The 14034-nt window shown below is 63.3% G+C and carries 16 protein-coding genes; 13 read left to right on the top strand and 3 right to left on the bottom strand.

From position 1 onward, the window contains the following. Positions 1-113 precede the first annotated feature (113 nt). Complete coding sequence (locus ABLE85_RS03135; protein ID WP_348791211.1) at positions 114-674, bottom strand: NUDIX domain-containing protein; 561 nt, start codon at positions 672-674, stop codon at positions 114-116. Between the two features lie 3 nt (positions 675-677). Here ABLE85_RS03135 and ABLE85_RS03140 point away from each other — a divergent pair, with 3 nt between their 5' ends. Then, positions 678-1442, top strand: a complete 765-nt coding sequence (locus ABLE85_RS03140; RefSeq protein WP_348791212.1) for an SOS response-associated peptidase — start codon at positions 678-680, stop codon at positions 1440-1442. Positions 1443-1468: 26 nt separating this feature from the next. After that, positions 1469-2095: a LysE/ArgO family amino acid transporter gene (locus tag ABLE85_RS03145; RefSeq protein ID WP_348791213.1), complete on the top strand. Its 627-nt coding sequence runs from the start codon at positions 1469-1471 to the stop codon at positions 2093-2095. Here ABLE85_RS03145 and ABLE85_RS03150 read toward each other — a convergent pair. After that, positions 2072-2224 (bottom strand): transcriptional regulator, encoded by a 153-nt coding sequence (locus ABLE85_RS03150; protein ID WP_348791214.1) that lies wholly within the window; start codon positions 2222-2224, stop codon positions 2072-2074. The two genes, ABLE85_RS03145 and ABLE85_RS03150, sit on opposite strands and share 24 nt — an antisense overlap. Positions 2225-2376: 152 nt before the next feature. Here ABLE85_RS03150 and ABLE85_RS03155 point away from each other — a divergent pair, with 152 nt between their 5' ends. The 7 genes from ABLE85_RS03155 to rarD all read left to right on the top strand — a co-directional run bounded on the left by ABLE85_RS03155 (position 2377) and on the right by rarD (position 8546). Next, the gene (locus tag ABLE85_RS03155; RefSeq protein WP_348791215.1) at positions 2377-2619 is read left to right on the top strand and encodes a hypothetical protein; all 243 of its coding nucleotides are present in this window, start codon (positions 2377-2379) and stop codon (positions 2617-2619) included. Next, positions 2603-4027, top strand: a complete 1425-nt coding sequence (gene cysS / locus ABLE85_RS03160; RefSeq protein WP_348791216.1) for a cysteine--tRNA ligase — start codon at positions 2603-2605, stop codon at positions 4025-4027. The genes ABLE85_RS03155 and cysS overlap by 17 nt, the downstream gene beginning before the upstream one ends. Beyond that, positions 4024-4407 carry a VOC family protein gene (locus ABLE85_RS03165; RefSeq protein WP_348791217.1) on the top strand — a complete coding sequence of 128 codons (384 nt, stop codon included), beginning with the start codon at positions 4024-4026 and terminating at the stop codon, positions 4405-4407. Before cysS ends, ABLE85_RS03165 begins: the two co-directional genes overlap by 4 nt. 17 nt (positions 4408-4424) lie before the next feature. Next, the gene (locus ABLE85_RS03170) at positions 4425-4922 is read left to right on the top strand and encodes a GFA family protein (RefSeq protein ID WP_348791218.1); all 498 of its coding nucleotides are present in this window, start codon (positions 4425-4427) and stop codon (positions 4920-4922) included. Further along, positions 4919-5878, top strand: a complete 960-nt coding sequence (pip, locus tag ABLE85_RS03175) for a prolyl aminopeptidase (RefSeq protein WP_348791219.1) — start codon at positions 4919-4921, stop codon at positions 5876-5878. The genes ABLE85_RS03170 and pip overlap by 4 nt, the downstream gene beginning before the upstream one ends. Positions 5879-5934: 56 nt before the next feature. Next, the gene (cimA, locus tag ABLE85_RS03180; protein ID WP_348791220.1) at positions 5935-7551 is read left to right on the top strand and encodes a citramalate synthase; all 1617 of its coding nucleotides are present in this window, start codon (positions 5935-5937) and stop codon (positions 7549-7551) included. An 86-nt stretch (positions 7552-7637) separates the two neighbouring features. Next, positions 7638-8546 carry an EamA family transporter RarD gene (rarD, locus tag ABLE85_RS03185; RefSeq protein WP_348791221.1) on the top strand — a complete coding sequence of 303 codons (909 nt, stop codon included), beginning with the start codon at positions 7638-7640 and terminating at the stop codon, positions 8544-8546. A 58-nt stretch (positions 8547-8604) separates the two neighbouring features. On the opposite strand, the gene ABLE85_RS03190 is transcribed toward rarD, so the two are convergent. Then, positions 8605-9216, bottom strand: coding sequence for a TIGR00730 family Rossman fold protein (locus ABLE85_RS03190; protein WP_348791222.1), 612 nt, complete (start codon positions 9214-9216; stop codon positions 8605-8607). Between the two features lie 113 nt (positions 9217-9329). Between ABLE85_RS03190 and ABLE85_RS03195 the strand changes: the two genes are divergently transcribed. The 4 genes from ABLE85_RS03195 to ABLE85_RS03210 all read left to right on the top strand — a co-directional run bounded on the left by ABLE85_RS03195 (position 9330) and on the right by ABLE85_RS03210 (position 14034). Then, complete coding sequence (locus tag ABLE85_RS03195; protein ID WP_348791223.1) at positions 9330-10883, top strand: LysM peptidoglycan-binding domain-containing protein; 1554 nt, start codon at positions 9330-9332, stop codon at positions 10881-10883. A 122-nt stretch (positions 10884-11005) separates the two neighbouring features. Continuing rightward, positions 11006-11356, top strand: coding sequence for a metalloregulator ArsR/SmtB family transcription factor (locus ABLE85_RS03200; protein ID WP_348791224.1), 351 nt, complete (start codon positions 11006-11008; stop codon positions 11354-11356). A gap of 4 nt (positions 11357-11360) precedes the next feature. Next, positions 11361-13244: an ABC transporter ATP-binding protein/permease gene (locus ABLE85_RS03205; protein ID WP_348791225.1), complete on the top strand. Its 1884-nt coding sequence runs from the start codon at positions 11361-11363 to the stop codon at positions 13242-13244. A gap of 91 nt (positions 13245-13335) precedes the next feature. Next, a complete protein-coding gene (locus ABLE85_RS03210) occupies positions 13336-14034 on the top strand; it encodes a phosphatidylserine decarboxylase (RefSeq protein WP_348791226.1) in 699 nt (232 codons plus the stop codon).

Consider the following 14034-nt stretch of genomic DNA (forward strand, 5'->3'; position numbering starts at 1 on the left):
AATTTGTCAGCCGCAAGGCGACTGAAGCGCTATGCCCGGCTATTTGCTTTGCCAGCATGCTGCCGGGTCGCGAAAACCGTGCCAATTTGCGGGGAAGGGATTGAACGCCTTCTTTAGGCCCCGCTGCGACCCGGATCGTCCGGCGCATGAGGCTGCAAAAGGCTGCGCGACACCTCCAGCACGGAGGGCGTGACGGGCAGAGTGTCCATTTCCGCCAGCGTGAAGAAACCGGCCTCGTCGGCGTCGCTGTCGGCCCGCGCTTCGCCGCCACAATGCTGTCCCAAGAAAACCTGCAGTCGATAGGTGATCTCGCGGCCGTCGCGTTCGGCATCGATCAGATAGGCGCCCAACGGGGTGATCTCCGCCGCCTCGAGCCCGGTTTCCTCGAAGAGTTCGCGGCGGGCCGCTTCTTCCTCGGTTTCGCCAGGCTCCACCCGGCCGCCGGGGAAGGCATAGTGTCCGCGCGAGGGCTGCTGCCCGCGCTTGACCAAGAGGATGCGGTCGCCGCGCATCAGGGCCACCGAAACTGCCGGGATCGTCTGTCGTGAGGACATGGTCTCCACTTTCGAGCCGGCCCGATTTGGCTGGGGATTGGCCGGATGGCTCAACCGATACAGGTTGCTGCGCAGGATTTCCACCGCCACATTGGCCGCAAGATCAATGAGTATCGTCAAGGAATGTGCGGACGTTTTGCGCTGACTGCCAGCCCCAAAGAGGTCGACGCGACATTTTCGCTGCCCGATCTGGAGGCGTTCCCGCCCCGCTACAACATCGCGCCGACGCAGCCGATCCTGATGGTTACGGCAGGTGAGCCGCGCGCGCCGGGATCGAACCTGCCGGATCGGATCTCGCTTCTCGTCCGCTGGGGGCTGATTCCGGCCTGGGTGAAGGATACCCGCGACTTTCCCTTGCTGTTGAATGCGCGCTCGGAAACAGCAGCCGAGAAGAGCTCCTTTCGCGCTGCCATGCGGCATCGCCGCGCGCTGATTCCTGCCTCCGGCTTCTACGAGTGGCGCCAGATCGGCGGCAAGCGGGTGCAGGCCTACTGGATTCGCCCCAGGCATGGCGGGGTGATTGCCTTCGCCGGTCTTATGGAAACCTATGCCGAGCCGGGCGGTTCCGAGATGGACACCGGCGCGATCCTGACCACCAGCGCCAGCAGCGACATCGTCCATCTCCACGATCGCATGCCGGTAGTGATCCAGCAGCAGGATTTTTCGCGCTGGCTGGACTGCCGTTTCCAGGAGCCACGCCACGTGGCCGATTTGCTGCGGCCGGCCGAGCCCGGCTTCTTCGAGCCTGTCCCGGTTTCCGACCTCGTGAACAAGGTCGCCAATACGGGGCCGGAAATACAGGCTCGGGTCGAACCCCAATCCGAGCCGCCGAAACCGGAGCGCAAGAACTCCGCGCCGGCTTCGCACGCCCAGATGACGCTTTTCTAGCCCCTCCCTTTCAGGCCAAGCCCTTCATGATTTCAGCCCTTCTTCCGGCCGCGCTTTCCGGTTTCCTTCTCGGTGCCTCGCTCATCATCGCGATTGGGGCGCAAAATGCCTTCATCCTGCGGCAGGGCCTGCTCAGGCAGCATGTCTTCGTGCTGTGCCTGATCTGCGCGCTGTCGGATGCGGTGCTGATCGCGGCCGGCGTTGCTGGCCTCGGCACGCTGATCTCGCAATCGCCGATGTTGATCAACGTCGTCACCGTCGGCGGGGCGATGTTCCTGCTGTGGTATGCGGTCGTCGCCTTTCGGCGCGCGGCCAAGCCCGGCGTGTTGCAGGTAGCCAACACGGGCGAGGGCAGCCTGAAGGCGGCGGTGGCAGCCTGCCTGGCCTTCACCTTCCTCAACCCGCATGTCTATCTCGACACGGTGGTGCTGCTGGGCTCGCTGTCCGGACGCTTCGACGGGCCGGATCGCGTAGCCTACGGCCTGGGCGCCGCGCTGGCGTCGTTCGTATGGTTCTTCGGGCTTGGCTATGGCGCGCGTCTGCTTCAGCCGATCTTCGCCAAGTCCTCGGCATGGCGCGTGCTGGACGTCCTTATCGGCCTGGTCATGACCGCTATTGGAATCAGCCTGTCAACGCGGCTTGTTGCCGGCTGAGGCTCCTTTGCGCTTCTTGGCTGCGAGCACGGCAGCCAGGATCGCGGCCGGTCCGATGGCGCGATAGTGGCTGGTCAGCGCCGCATATTGAGCTCGGATGCGTTCTGCTTCGCTCTTCATAGCTGACATTCGTCCTGCTCCCCAATTGCCTTTCCAAAACCACGGTGCTCTTGCTTTGGGACGAAATCGTGACGTCCACCCGGTGCTCAGCCTGCTTGGCAATTCCGGTAACTCTATGTTTAATAAAACCTTACGGATCTATTTGACGGCCGGAAGGCGACATGTTTGCTGCGAAGTTGCGACTTGACGGCAATAGCGCCGAAGGCGATAAAGCAGCCTATGAAAACGTCTTTCGCCATTTGTGGCATTTGCATTATTGGCTAGCGCACGCGCTGGTCTGGACGTTTTCGCCTTTTCTCTCGACAGGTCAAACGCCCCGGCCAGCAGGCTGGAGCTTCATCGCGTCTGCCGGTTTGCGGCGGATTGCCGAACGGACTGGGATTTTGAATGTCGAACGGATCTAAGGACTTGCGGCTCCACAACACGCTGACGCGCACGAAGGAAGACTTCGTGCCGATCGATCCCGACAATGTGCGCATGTATGTCTGCGGACCGACCGTTTACGATTTCGCGCATATCGGCAATGCGCGGCCCGCGATCGTCTTCGACGTGCTCTATCGGTTGCTGCGTCAGCTCTATGGGGCCGACCACGTCACCTATGTGCGGAACATCACCGACGTTGACGACAAGATCAACGCGCGCGCCCTGCGCGACTTCCCCGAGCTGCCTCTCAACGAGGCAATCGGCAAGGTGACCAAGAAGACCGCCGACCAGTACCACAAGGACGTCGCGGAACTCGGCACCCTGCCGCCGACTTTCGAGCCCCACGCCACCGAATTCGTGCAGCCGCGCACCGACGGCAAGGCCGACATGATCAGCCTGATTCAGCGCCTGATCGAACGCGGCCATGCCTATGAAGCCGCAGGCGAAGTCCTGTTCGACACCGGCTCGATGCCCGACTACGGCCAGCTTTCCAAGCGCAATCTCGACGAGCAGCAGGCCGGCGCGCGCATCGCAGTGGACGCGCACAAGAAGAACCCCGGCGACTTCGTTCTGTGGAAGCTTTCTTCTCCCGAAGAGCCGGGCTGGGACAGCCCGTGGGGCAGGGGCCGCCCCGGCTGGCACATCGAGTGCTCGGCCATGAGCGCGGCCTATCTCGGCGAGGTGTTCGACATCCATGGCGGCGGGCTCGACCTCATCTTCCCGCACCACGAGAACGAGATCGCCCAGTCGCGCTGCGCCCACGGCACCGATGTAATGGCCAACTACTGGATGCACAACGGCTTCCTGCAGGTCGAAGGCCGCAAGATGTCGAAGAGCGAGGGCAATTTCGTCACCATCAACGAACTGCTGGAGACGGAAAAATTCGGCGGCCGCAAATGGCCGGGCGACGTTCTGAGGCTCGCCATGCTGATGACGCATTACCGCGAGCCGATCGATTTTTCCGTGCGCAAGCTGGAAGAAGCCGAAAACACGCTGCGCAAGTGGAAGCGCGCGGCCGACATGGCCCCGGTCGATGCGGAGCCGGTTCCAGCGGGCATCGTCGAGGCGCTGTGCGACGATCTGGCGACCAGCGCGGCCTTCCAGCTCATGTCGCATCTTGCCGGCCAGGCAGCCGGCGACGAGGATGAGAAAGCAGCGGCGGCGCTCAAGTCGGCTATGGTATTCCTCGGTTTTGAGCTTCAGGTTGCGGAAGTCGACAAAGAGGCGATCGCCAAGGCCATAGCGGAACGCCTAGCGCTGATCGCCGCGAAGGACTGGGCTTCAGCCGATCGCATCCGCGCCGAGCTCTTGGAGCAAGGTGTGCAACTGAAGGACGGCAAGGACCCCGCCACCGGCGAACGTGTGACCACATGGGAGGTGAAGCGATGATTGACCATCTTGGCATTACCGTAAGCAATTTCGACGCGTCGAAGGCATTTTACGACAAGGCGATGGCCCCGCTCGGCGCCTCGCTGCTGATGTTGGTGCCGACCGAATATACCGGCGGCGTCAAGGTTGGCGGCTACGGCCGCGACCGCCCGACCTTCTGGCTGCGTGAAGGCGAAAAGCCGGGCCATCACCACCACATCGCCTTCACCGCCCGTTCGCGCGCCGAGGTAGATGCTTTCTACCAGGCGGCGATAGCAGCCGGCGGCAAGGATAATGGTGCGCCGGGCCTGCGCCCGCACTACCACCCGAACTACTACGGCGCCTTCGTCTTCGATCCTGACGGCAACAATGTCGAAGCCGTCTGCCATACGCCCGAATAGGGCTCCGGAGGAACGCGATGAGCCTCGACAACAAACCCATCTACACAGGCGGCTGCCAGTGTGGCGCGGTGAGGTTCAGGGTCGAGGGCGCGTTGGGCGATGCCTCGGTTTGCCACTGCCGCATGTGCCAGAAGGCGAGCGGCGGTTTTTACGCTCCGCTTATCTCTGTACGAAGCGCCAAACTCGAATGGACGCGTGGCGAGCCGAGCCGCTTCCGCTCGTCAAATTTTGTCACCCGCGGCTTTTGTAGCAATTGCGGCACGCCGCTCACCTACGAGGCGCCGGACGGCGTTGCCCTGATGATCGGAACCTTCGATGACCCGGAGGATATCGCACCGGTCATCCAGTGGGGCATCGAGGCGAAGCTGCCTTATGTCGACAATGTGCCTAATCTGCCCGGCGAGGAAACCATGGCCGATGAGGGCGCAGCCGAATTTCTTTCGACGCTGGTCTCCTACCAGCACCCCGACCACGACACCGAAACCTGGCCACTGAAAAAAGGGCAAATGGAATGACCGACGACCTCCGCACGCTCTATCCCGAACTCGAGCCGTTCGACAGCGGCATGCTTGATGTCGGCGACGGTCACCGGATTTATTGGGAGCGCTCGGGCACCAAGGGCGCCAAGCCGGCGGTGTTCCTGCACGGCGGGCCGGGGGGCGGCATTTCGCCAAAGCACCGGCGGTTGTTCGATCCGAAGCTGTACGACGTCATCCTGTTCGATCAGCGCGGCTGCGGCCGCTCCACGCCGCATGCAGAGCTGGAAGCCAATACCACCTGGCATCTGGTGGCCGACATCGAGCGCCTGCGTGAGATGGCCGGCTTCGACAAATGGCTGGTATTCGGCGGCTCCTGGGGCTCGACGCTGGCGCTCGCCTATGCCGAGACCCATCCCGAGCGCGTCAGCGAACTGGTGTTGCGCGGCATCTTCACGCTGCGCCGCAGCGAGGTCGATTGGTACTACCAGCACGGCGCCTCGCTGATGTTCCCGGAAAAGTGGGAGCGCTTCGTTGCGCAGATTCCCGAGCAGGAGCGGGACAATTTCGTGCACGCCTACCGCGCCCGCCTGACCAGTGACGACAAGGCAACCCGCATCGCCGCCGCCAAGGCATGGAGCGTGTGGGAGGGCGAGACCATCACCCTGCTGCCGGAGCCTGAGACCAGCGACAAGTTCGGCGAGGACGAATTCGCGTTAGCCTTCGCCCGGATCGAGAACCACTACTTCGTCCACGGCGGCTGGATGGACGATGGCCAACTCATCCGCGATGCTGGCAAGCTGAAAGGCATTCCGGGCGTTATCGTGCAGGGCCGCTACGACATGGCCTGCCCGCCGGTGACGGCCTGGGAACTGCACGAGGCCTGGCCGGAGGCGGAGTATCATCTCATCGAGGGTGCAGGCCACGCCTATTCGGAACCGGGCATCCTCGACCGCCTGATCCGGGCGACCGACGCCTACGCGGGAAAGCGCTGAACCCGAGATTTTTTATCCCCTCCGCCTCGGCGGAACACGAAAGCATAGAACTCCCCATGACCAGACAACGCATCTACCTCTACGACACGACCTTGCGCGACGGCCAGCAGACGCCGGGCATCGACTTCAACGTCGAGGACAAGATCGCGATTGCCGGCATGCTCGATGCTTTCGGCCTCGACTATGTCGAAGGCGGCTATCCGGGCGCCAATCCCACCGACACCGCCTTCTTCACGGAGAAACGCACCTCGCACGCGAAATTCTCCGCATTCGGCATGACCAAGCGGGCGGGCGTCTCTGCCTCCAATGACCCGGGGCTGGCGGCGCTTCTGCAGGCGAAGGCGGACACGGTCTGCTTCGTCGCCAAGAGCTGGGACTATCATGTGCGCGTGGCGCTGGGCTGCACCAACGAGGAAAACCTCGCCGCCATCACCGCATCGGTCGAGGCGGCACGCGCTGCCGGCCGGGAAGCCATGGTCGATTGCGAGCATTTCTTCGACGGCTTCAAGGCCAATCCCGATTTCGCGCTGGCCTGTGCGCGCACGGCGCTCGAGGCCGGTGCGCGCTGGGTGGTGCTGTGCGACACCAATGGCGGCACGCTGCCGTCGGAAGTGCGCGACATCGTCGGCAAGGTCGTCGCCGCGGGAATTCCCGGCGATAACCTCGGCATCCACGCTCATGACGACACCGGGCAGGCGGTGGCAAACTCGCTTGCCGCCGTGGAGGCAGGCGTGCGCCAGATCCAGGGCACGCTGAACGGCATCGGTGAGCGCTGCGGCAACGCCAATCTTGTCACGCTCATCCCGACGCTGGTGCTGAAGCCGGCCTTTGCCGAGCGTTTCGAGACAGGCATTTCGCCGGAGGCGCTGGAGGGCATCTCGAGGCTGTCGCGCAGCTTCGACGAATTGCTGAACCGCGCACCGCAGGCCCAGGCGCCCTATGTCGGCGCCTCGGCTTTTGCCACCAAGGCCGGCATCCATGCTTCGGCGCTCATCAAGGAGCCGCAGACGTATGAGCACGTGCCGCCGGAAACGGTCGGCAACCGCCGCAAGGTCATGGTTTCGGACCAGGGCGGCAAGGCCAACTTCATTGCCGAGCTCAAGCGGCGTGGCATCGACGTGCCCAAGGACGATAACCGTCTCGACGCGCTGATCTCGGCGGTCAAGGAGCGCGAGGCGCAAGGCTATGCCTATGAGGGTGCCGACGCCAGCTTCGAGCTGCTCGCTCGCCGCTTCCTGCATACCGTGCCGGATTTCTTCCGCGTCATCAGCTTCCGCTGCATCGTCGAGCGCCGCTACGACGCCAATGGCGCGCTGAAAACCGTGTCGGAAGCGATCGTGAAGGTCAGCATTGACGGGGAGGAGAAGATGTCGGTGGCCGAAGGGCACGGCCCGGTCAACGCCCTCGACATTGCCCTGCGCAAGGATCTCGGAAAATTCCAGAACGAAATCAGTGATCTGGAGCTTGCGGACTACAAGGTGCGTATCCTCAATGGCGGCACCGAGGCGATCACGCGGGTGCTGATCGAGTCTCTCGATTCCACCGGCGCACGTTGGTCGACCGTCGGGGTTTCCGACAATATCATCGACGCCTCGTTTCAGGCGCTGATGGATTCAATCGTTTACAAACTGATGAAAAACCGCGAAATGGCGGGCCAGGTCGCGGCTGAATAGTTCGGCCGGACAGGCATCAGCGAAACGCAAGCATCCATCAGAAGTTTGAAATGGTGCTCGCAGTAGGGCGAGCGCATAGGTGTGGCATGACGATCGAGACCCAAGCTTCCGACAACGCGGCCAGCCGTGGCTTCCTGTTTGCGCTTTCCGCCTATCTCCTCTGGGGGCTGCTGCCGCTGTTCATGAAGGCGGTGGCGCACATACCGGCGGCGGAAGTCGTCGCGCACCGCATTCTGTGGTCGGTGCCCATCGCGGGCGCCACGCTGCTCTTTCTCGGCCGCACGGCCGACGTCAAGGCGGCCGTGCGGTCGCCGCGCACCTTGCTGATGGCCGCCATTACCGCCGCTTTCATCTCCTGCAACTGGGGTATCTATGTCTGGGCGATCTCCGCTGACAGGGCGGTGGAAACGGCGCTCGGCTATTACATCAATCCGCTGGTCAGCGTGGTGATGGGCGCGGCGCTTCTAGGCGAGAAGCTCAACCGTTTCCAGGTTGCCGCCATAGCGCTTGCGGCTGTGGCCGTGATCGTGCTTGCCTTCGATGCCGGCGGCGTGCCGTGGGTGTCGCTCGCCCTGGCCATGACCTTTGCGATCTACGGTTTCCTGCGCAAGACGCTGCCGATAGGCCCGAGCCAGGGCTTCTTCCTCGAAGTGATGATCCTGTGCGTGCCGGCGCTTGCCTATATCGTGTGGCTGCAGATGCGCGGGGAGGGGCACTTCATCGCCACCGATCCCTACGATGTCGCATTGCTTCTGGGCTGCGGACCGGTCACCGCCGTGCCGCTGATGCTCTATGCGTTCGGTGCCAAGCTGCTGCGTTATTCGACCATCGGCATCATGCAGTACATCGCGCCGTCGATCATCTTCGTGATCGCGGTGTTCGTCTTCGACGAGCCGTTCAGCCAGATGCGTCTCATTGCCTTTGCCATCATCTGGACGGCGCTGGCGATCTACACCTGGTCGATGTTCTTCCGGCGCGTCGAACAGCCTGCCTGATAGCCACGGCTGTGCTGCAGCGTCCCGCGCAGGACGAGGGACGCTGGTGAGTTGCCGGTCAGAGCTTGTCGATCAGCGTCTGCACACCGGTTGTGGGCGCGTCCACGACGGCGCCTTCGGCCAGGATCGCCGCGACCACCGACTCGACACGGTCGACCACCAGCGGATTGACCAGATGCGAGGTGTGGACGAAGCCTTCCGCCTTCATGTGGTCGAGCAGGGCCAGCATGGGGTCCCAGAAGCCGCCGACATTGGCGAAGACGATCGGCTTGCGATGATGGCCGAGTTGCGCCCAGGTCATGATCTCGACGATCTCTTCGACCGTGCCGATGCCGCCGGGAAGCGCCACGAAGGCGTCCGACTTCTCGAACATCATGTGCTTGCGCTCATGCATGTTCTCGGTGACGAACAGTTCGTCCAGCCGACCGAGGGCATTCTCGGTGGCTTCCTTGCTGATCAGGAAGCGCGGGATGATGCCGGTGACCTTGCCGCCTGCCCGCATCGTGCTTTCGGCCACGGCACCCATGATGCCTTTGGTGCCGCCGCCATAGATGAGGCGCAGGCCGGCTTCTGCAAGCGACCGTCCGAGCGTGTGGCCGGCCTTGACGTAGACGTCGCTACGGCCCGGCGAAGAGCCGCAGTAGACGCAGATTGATCGAATCGTATTCATGTCGTTGATTGGTGATAGCCTGCTTAACTCTGGTCAAGACCATTGCTGGGCTTTTTCTTGTCGGCATCATGAAAACAGGGTAGACGGGCTAGACGGCTAAGGGGCAGGGGTTCATGGCAAGCACGATAAACAGGGCGTTGGTGTTTTTGGCCGGCGGTGTCGCCGCAGCGGCTGTGACGGCATACATGGCCGGCGCGCTCGATCCCTATCTCGGCACGCAGCCCCCCGCAGTGACATCGTCGCCGGATGCGGCCGGGCAGCAGGCCGACGTGAAGGAGGACCGGCTGCCCGCTCCGGAAGCGCCGGCAACGGCTGCCGAGCCGGCCGGGCAAGCGGCTGAGCCGGTCGAGCAAGCGGCAGAAGCGAAGCCGGAGGCTTCCGAGACGGCCGAGGCTCCGGCCGCTCCCGTGAAAACGCCGGAGGTCGCGGCCGAGGTGCTTGCACCGTCCTTCGATCTGGTGCGCGCCGAAGCTGACGGCTCTCTCGTCATCGCCGGTAAGGCGGCGCCGCAGGCCAAGGTCGAAATCGTTGTCGGTGCTAAGGTGATCGGCAACGCCACCGCCGGAGCGGAGGGCGACTTTGCGGTGGTCATCGACGAGCCGTTGAAGCCGGGCGACCACCAGATCGTGCTTCGTTCGACCAATCCCGACAATGTGGTGTCCACTTCACCGGAAACCGCGATCGTCTCCATTCCGGAGAACCGGAACGGCCAGGTGCTTGCCCTGGTCGAGCAGCCCGGCGCGCCGAGCAAGCTGATTTCCGTGCCTGAACCCGAGCCCGCGTCGGCGACGTCCGAGCAGTCGGCAACGGCTGCTGGCGAGGCGGAGCCGAGCGCAACCGATGCGGCCGCTGTTGCGCCGTCCGAGGCAGCACCTGCCGCTCAGCAGCCCAAGCAGCAGGCTGCCGCAACGCAGGAATCGACCCCGTCTTCCGCATCTGCCCAGAACCCGACGGTGGTCGACACGCCGACCGTCAAGGTCGAGGCGGTCGAGATCGAGGGGCGCAAGGTGTTCGTCGCCGGTGTGGCCGATCCCGGCCGCAAGGTGCGCGCCTATGCCAACGACATCCTGCTGGGTGAGGTCGTTACCTCTCCTGGCGGCCGTTTCCTGATCGAGACGGAGCGGGACCTTCCGGTGGGCGACTACATCATCCGCGTCGACGCGCTCGAGCCCGATGGCGTAAAGGTCGTGGCCCGCGCAGCCGTGCCGTTCGAACGCGAGGCGGGCGAGGCGCAGTCTGCAGTCGCACCCGAGGCAGGTCAGTCTTCTCCTGCGGCTGCCGAGGCGGAAACGGCACCAGCCCAGACTGCTCCAACGGTGGCCGAGGCAAAGCCGGCCGAGGGCGAGGCTTCTCCGTCGCAGGCAGCCCAGCCAGAATCCAACTCTGGCGAAGTTGCAGCCGCGGCTCCGGAAGTGCTCGCGCCGAAGCTTCAGAACGTCGACGGCGCTGTGATCATCCGGCGCGGCGATTCCCTCTGGCGCATCTCGCGCCGAGTCTATGGCTTGGGCGTGCGCTACTCGACGATCTATCTCGCCAACCAGGATCAGATTCGCGATCCGAACCGGATCTGGCCGGGGCAGGTCTTCAAGGTGCCGGAAAAGACCCAGCACGGCGAAGCCGCCAATATGAAGGCGGTTGGAGAGCAGGCGACCACGGTCCCGCAGTAAGCTCTCTCACCGACAGCTTGGCATGAAAATTTCGAAACAGGGCGCAAGACGCCCTGTTTCTGCCTTTTCGGCCTCATAGATAGGTTGCCGAAAAGGCATTCATCGTTTATCGACGATGTACGATGAATGCTAACGCTGACTCCGCTTGGGCCAATTGCAGCAACGCAGCCACCAAACAGGCGGCGGCAAGGTTTGCTGCGTTGTCGCATCCGGCACGCATCGAGATCCTGCGATATCTGGCCGGCAGCAAGTCCTGCTGCTGCAAGGATGTCGTCGAAAGGCTCGACCTCGCGCAATCGACCGTCTCGCAGCACCTGAAGATCCTGGTCGAGGCCGGGCTGGTGCGCTTTTCGCCGGAGAAGCAGCGCTCACGCTACGAGATCGATCGTGAGGCTTTGACCACTTTCTCAGGCCAGGTCGCCGATCTGGTCGAAACCTGCTGTTCAAGCAGCGAAGAACAACAAAAGGCATGACATTTTGGCCGACAAGACAGTTTCCGCCGAGTCCGGCTCCACACTGAAGACGCTGCTCAACCTCTGGCCCTACATGTGGCCGGCGGACCGTGCCGACCTGAAGGCGAGGGTGGTCTGGGCGACGGTCTATTTGTTCGTCGCAAAGTTCGTTCTCATTTTGGTGCCTTATTTCTTCAAATGGGCGACCAACGCACTTTCCGGCGACCATGCACCGACGCCGCCGCTGCCGGACTTTCTGCTGACGCCTGTCATGCTCGTGCTTGCCTACAACGTGGTGCGGCTGGTTCAGGTCGGTTTCAACCAGTTGCGCGATGCGCTGTTCGCGCGCGTCGGCCAGCACGCGGTGCGCCAGTTGGCCTACAAGACCTTCGTGCATATGCACAATCTGTCGCTGCGCTTCCATCTGGAGCGACGCACCGGCGGCCTGTCTCGCGTCATCGAGCGCGGCACAAAGGGCATCGAGACCATTGTCCGCTTCACCATTCTCAACACCGTTCCGACGCTGCTTGAATTTGCTTTGACGGCGGCGATCTTCGCGATTGCCTACGGCTGGCTCTACGTGGCGGTGGTGGCCGTGACGGTGGCGATCTACACTTGGTTCACGGTGTGGGCGAGCGACTGGCGCATCGGCATCCGCCGCGACATGAACAATTCGGACACGGACGCCAACACCAAGGCGATCGACTCGCTGCTGAACTTCGAGACCGTCAAGTATTTCAACAACGAGCGCATGGAAGCCGAGCGCTTCGACCGCTCGATGGCGCGATACGAGATCGCCGCGACCCGCATCTGGACCTCGCTCGGCTGGCTGAACTTCGGCCAGGGCGCGATCTTCGGCGTCGGCATGGCCATCGCCATGTGGATGTCGGCACGCGAGGTCATGGCCGGCACGCAGACCATCGGCGACTTCGTCTTCATCAACGCGATGCTGATGCAGCTTTCGGTGCCGCTCAACTTCATCGGCTTCATCTACCGCGAAATCCGCCAGGGCCTGACCGACATCGAGCAGATGTTCGACCTTCTCGACGTGAAGCAGGAGGTCGTCGACAAGCCCGATGCGAACAAGCTGGTGGTCACTGACGGCAAGGTCGAATTTCGCGACGTCCAGTTTGCCTATGATCCGAGCCGGCCCATCCTCAAGGGCATCAGCTTCGAGGTTCCGGCCGGCCGCACCGTCGCCATCGTCGGCCCTTCCGGCGCCGGCAAGTCGACCATCTCCCGACTGCTGTTCCGCTTCTATGACGTGCAGAGTGGCTCCATCCTGATCGACGGCCAGGATGTTCGCGATGTCAGCCAGGAAAGCTTGCGTGCGGTGATCGGCATGGTGCCGCAGGATACGGTGCTGTTCAACGATACCATCGCCTACAACATTCGCTACGGCCGCCCCGACGCCACCGACGAGGAGGTGAAGCGGGCGGCGGAACTGGCGCAGATCGGTGGCTTCATCGAGCATCTGCCTGGTGGTTACAAGGCCATGGTTGGCGAGCGCGGGCTGAAGCTTTCGGGCGGCGAAAAGCAGCGCGTGGCGATTGCCCGCACCATCCTCAAGGCCCCGCCAATCCTGATGCTGGATGAGGCTACCTCGGCGCTGGACACTCACACCGAGCAGGAGATCCAGGCTGCCCTCGACCTGGTCAGCCGCGGCCGCACGACCATCGTGATCGCCCACCGGCTTTCGACCGTGATCTCGGCCGATGAGATCATCGTGCTCAAGGACGGCCAGATCGCCGAGCGCGGCACGCACGCCTCCCTGTTGCGCAAGCAGGGGCTGTATGCTTCCATGTGGGCCCGCCAGCGGGAGGCAACTGAAGCGGAGGAGCGGTTGCGGATCGCCCGGGAAGCAGACGAACTTGGCGTCGTTGTACGCCGCAAGACCGAGGAAGTCTGATCCGCCGCGGCTGTTTTCGCAATGTTGCGTTGCGGTGGGCTGAGCTTTCCGGTAAGCAGGCCGGCATTTCCACTGGAGACGCCACCTTCCGATGAGTCTGGTCGAAACCATCAAGAACGTCTTCGTACCCGTGCACCGCGAAGGCTATCCCTTCATCGGTGCGTTCGCAGCCGCGACGCTCATCCTGGGATTCTTCTCGATCAACCTGTTCTGGGTCGGCCTGATCCTAACGGCTTGGTGCGCTTACTTCTTCCGTGACCCGCAGCGCGTCACACCGGTCGACGACCGTTTGGTCATAAGCCCGGCCGACGGTGTGGTCTCGGCGGTCGGCCCCGCCGTGCCGCCCCGCGAACTGGGGCTCGGCGCCACCGAGATGACGCGCATCTCGGTTTTCATGAATGTCTTTTCCTGCCACGTGAACCGCTCGCCGGTGCGCGGGCGTATCACGCGCATCGAGCACCGCCCCGGAAAGTTCCTCAATGCCGAGCTCGACAAGGCCAGCAACGAGAACGAACGTAACGGCTTGGTCATCGAGAGCCCGAACGGTACAATCGCAGTCGTCCAGATCGCCGGGCTTGTGGCTCGACGCATCGTCTGCTGGGCCGAGACCGAGAGCAATACGGCCGTCGGCGAGCGTTTCGGCCTGATCCGCTTCGGATCGCGCGTCGACGTGTTTCTGCCGCTCGACGCCACGCCGCGCGTCGCGGTGGGGCAAACGGCTGTTGCGGGCGAGACCGTGCTTGCCGAGTTCGGCGGCGGCGCAGTGACCCCCTTAGTGCGGATTTCGTAG

The sequence above is a fragment of the Mesorhizobium sp. KR1-2 genome, assembly GCF_040045035.1.
In the GTDB taxonomy this organism is placed as follows: domain Bacteria; phylum Pseudomonadota; class Alphaproteobacteria; order Rhizobiales; family Rhizobiaceae; genus Pseudaminobacter.

Coding starts and splice junctions, on each gene's coding strand:
- ABLE85_RS03140 (WP_348791212.1), top strand. CDS start 678: ATGTGCGGACGTTTTGCGCTGACTGCCAGCCCCAAAGAGGTCGACGCG.
- ABLE85_RS03145 (WP_348791213.1), top strand. CDS start 1,469: ATGATTTCAGCCCTTCTTCCGGCCGCGCTTTCCGGTTTCCTTCTCGGT.
- ABLE85_RS03150 (WP_348791214.1), bottom strand. CDS start 2,224: ATGTCAGCTATGAAGAGCGAAGCAGAACGCATCCGAGCTCAATATGCG.
- ABLE85_RS03155 (WP_348791215.1), top strand. CDS start 2,377: ATGTTTGCTGCGAAGTTGCGACTTGACGGCAATAGCGCCGAAGGCGAT.
- cysS (WP_348791216.1), top strand. CDS start 2,603: ATGTCGAACGGATCTAAGGACTTGCGGCTCCACAACACGCTGACGCGC.
- ABLE85_RS03165 (WP_348791217.1), top strand. CDS start 4,024: ATGATTGACCATCTTGGCATTACCGTAAGCAATTTCGACGCGTCGAAG.
- ABLE85_RS03170 (WP_348791218.1), top strand. CDS start 4,425: ATGAGCCTCGACAACAAACCCATCTACACAGGCGGCTGCCAGTGTGGC.
- pip (WP_348791219.1), top strand. CDS start 4,919: ATGACCGACGACCTCCGCACGCTCTATCCCGAACTCGAGCCGTTCGAC.
- cimA (WP_348791220.1), top strand. CDS start 5,935: ATGACCAGACAACGCATCTACCTCTACGACACGACCTTGCGCGACGGC.
- rarD (WP_348791221.1), top strand. CDS start 7,638: ATGACGATCGAGACCCAAGCTTCCGACAACGCGGCCAGCCGTGGCTTC.
- ABLE85_RS03190 (WP_348791222.1), bottom strand. CDS start 9,216: ATGAATACGATTCGATCAATCTGCGTCTACTGCGGCTCTTCGCCGGGC.
- ABLE85_RS03195 (WP_348791223.1), top strand. CDS start 9,330: ATGGCAAGCACGATAAACAGGGCGTTGGTGTTTTTGGCCGGCGGTGTC.
- ABLE85_RS03200 (WP_348791224.1), top strand. CDS start 11,006: ATGAATGCTAACGCTGACTCCGCTTGGGCCAATTGCAGCAACGCAGCC.
- ABLE85_RS03210 (WP_348791226.1), top strand. CDS start 13,336: ATGAGTCTGGTCGAAACCATCAAGAACGTCTTCGTACCCGTGCACCGC.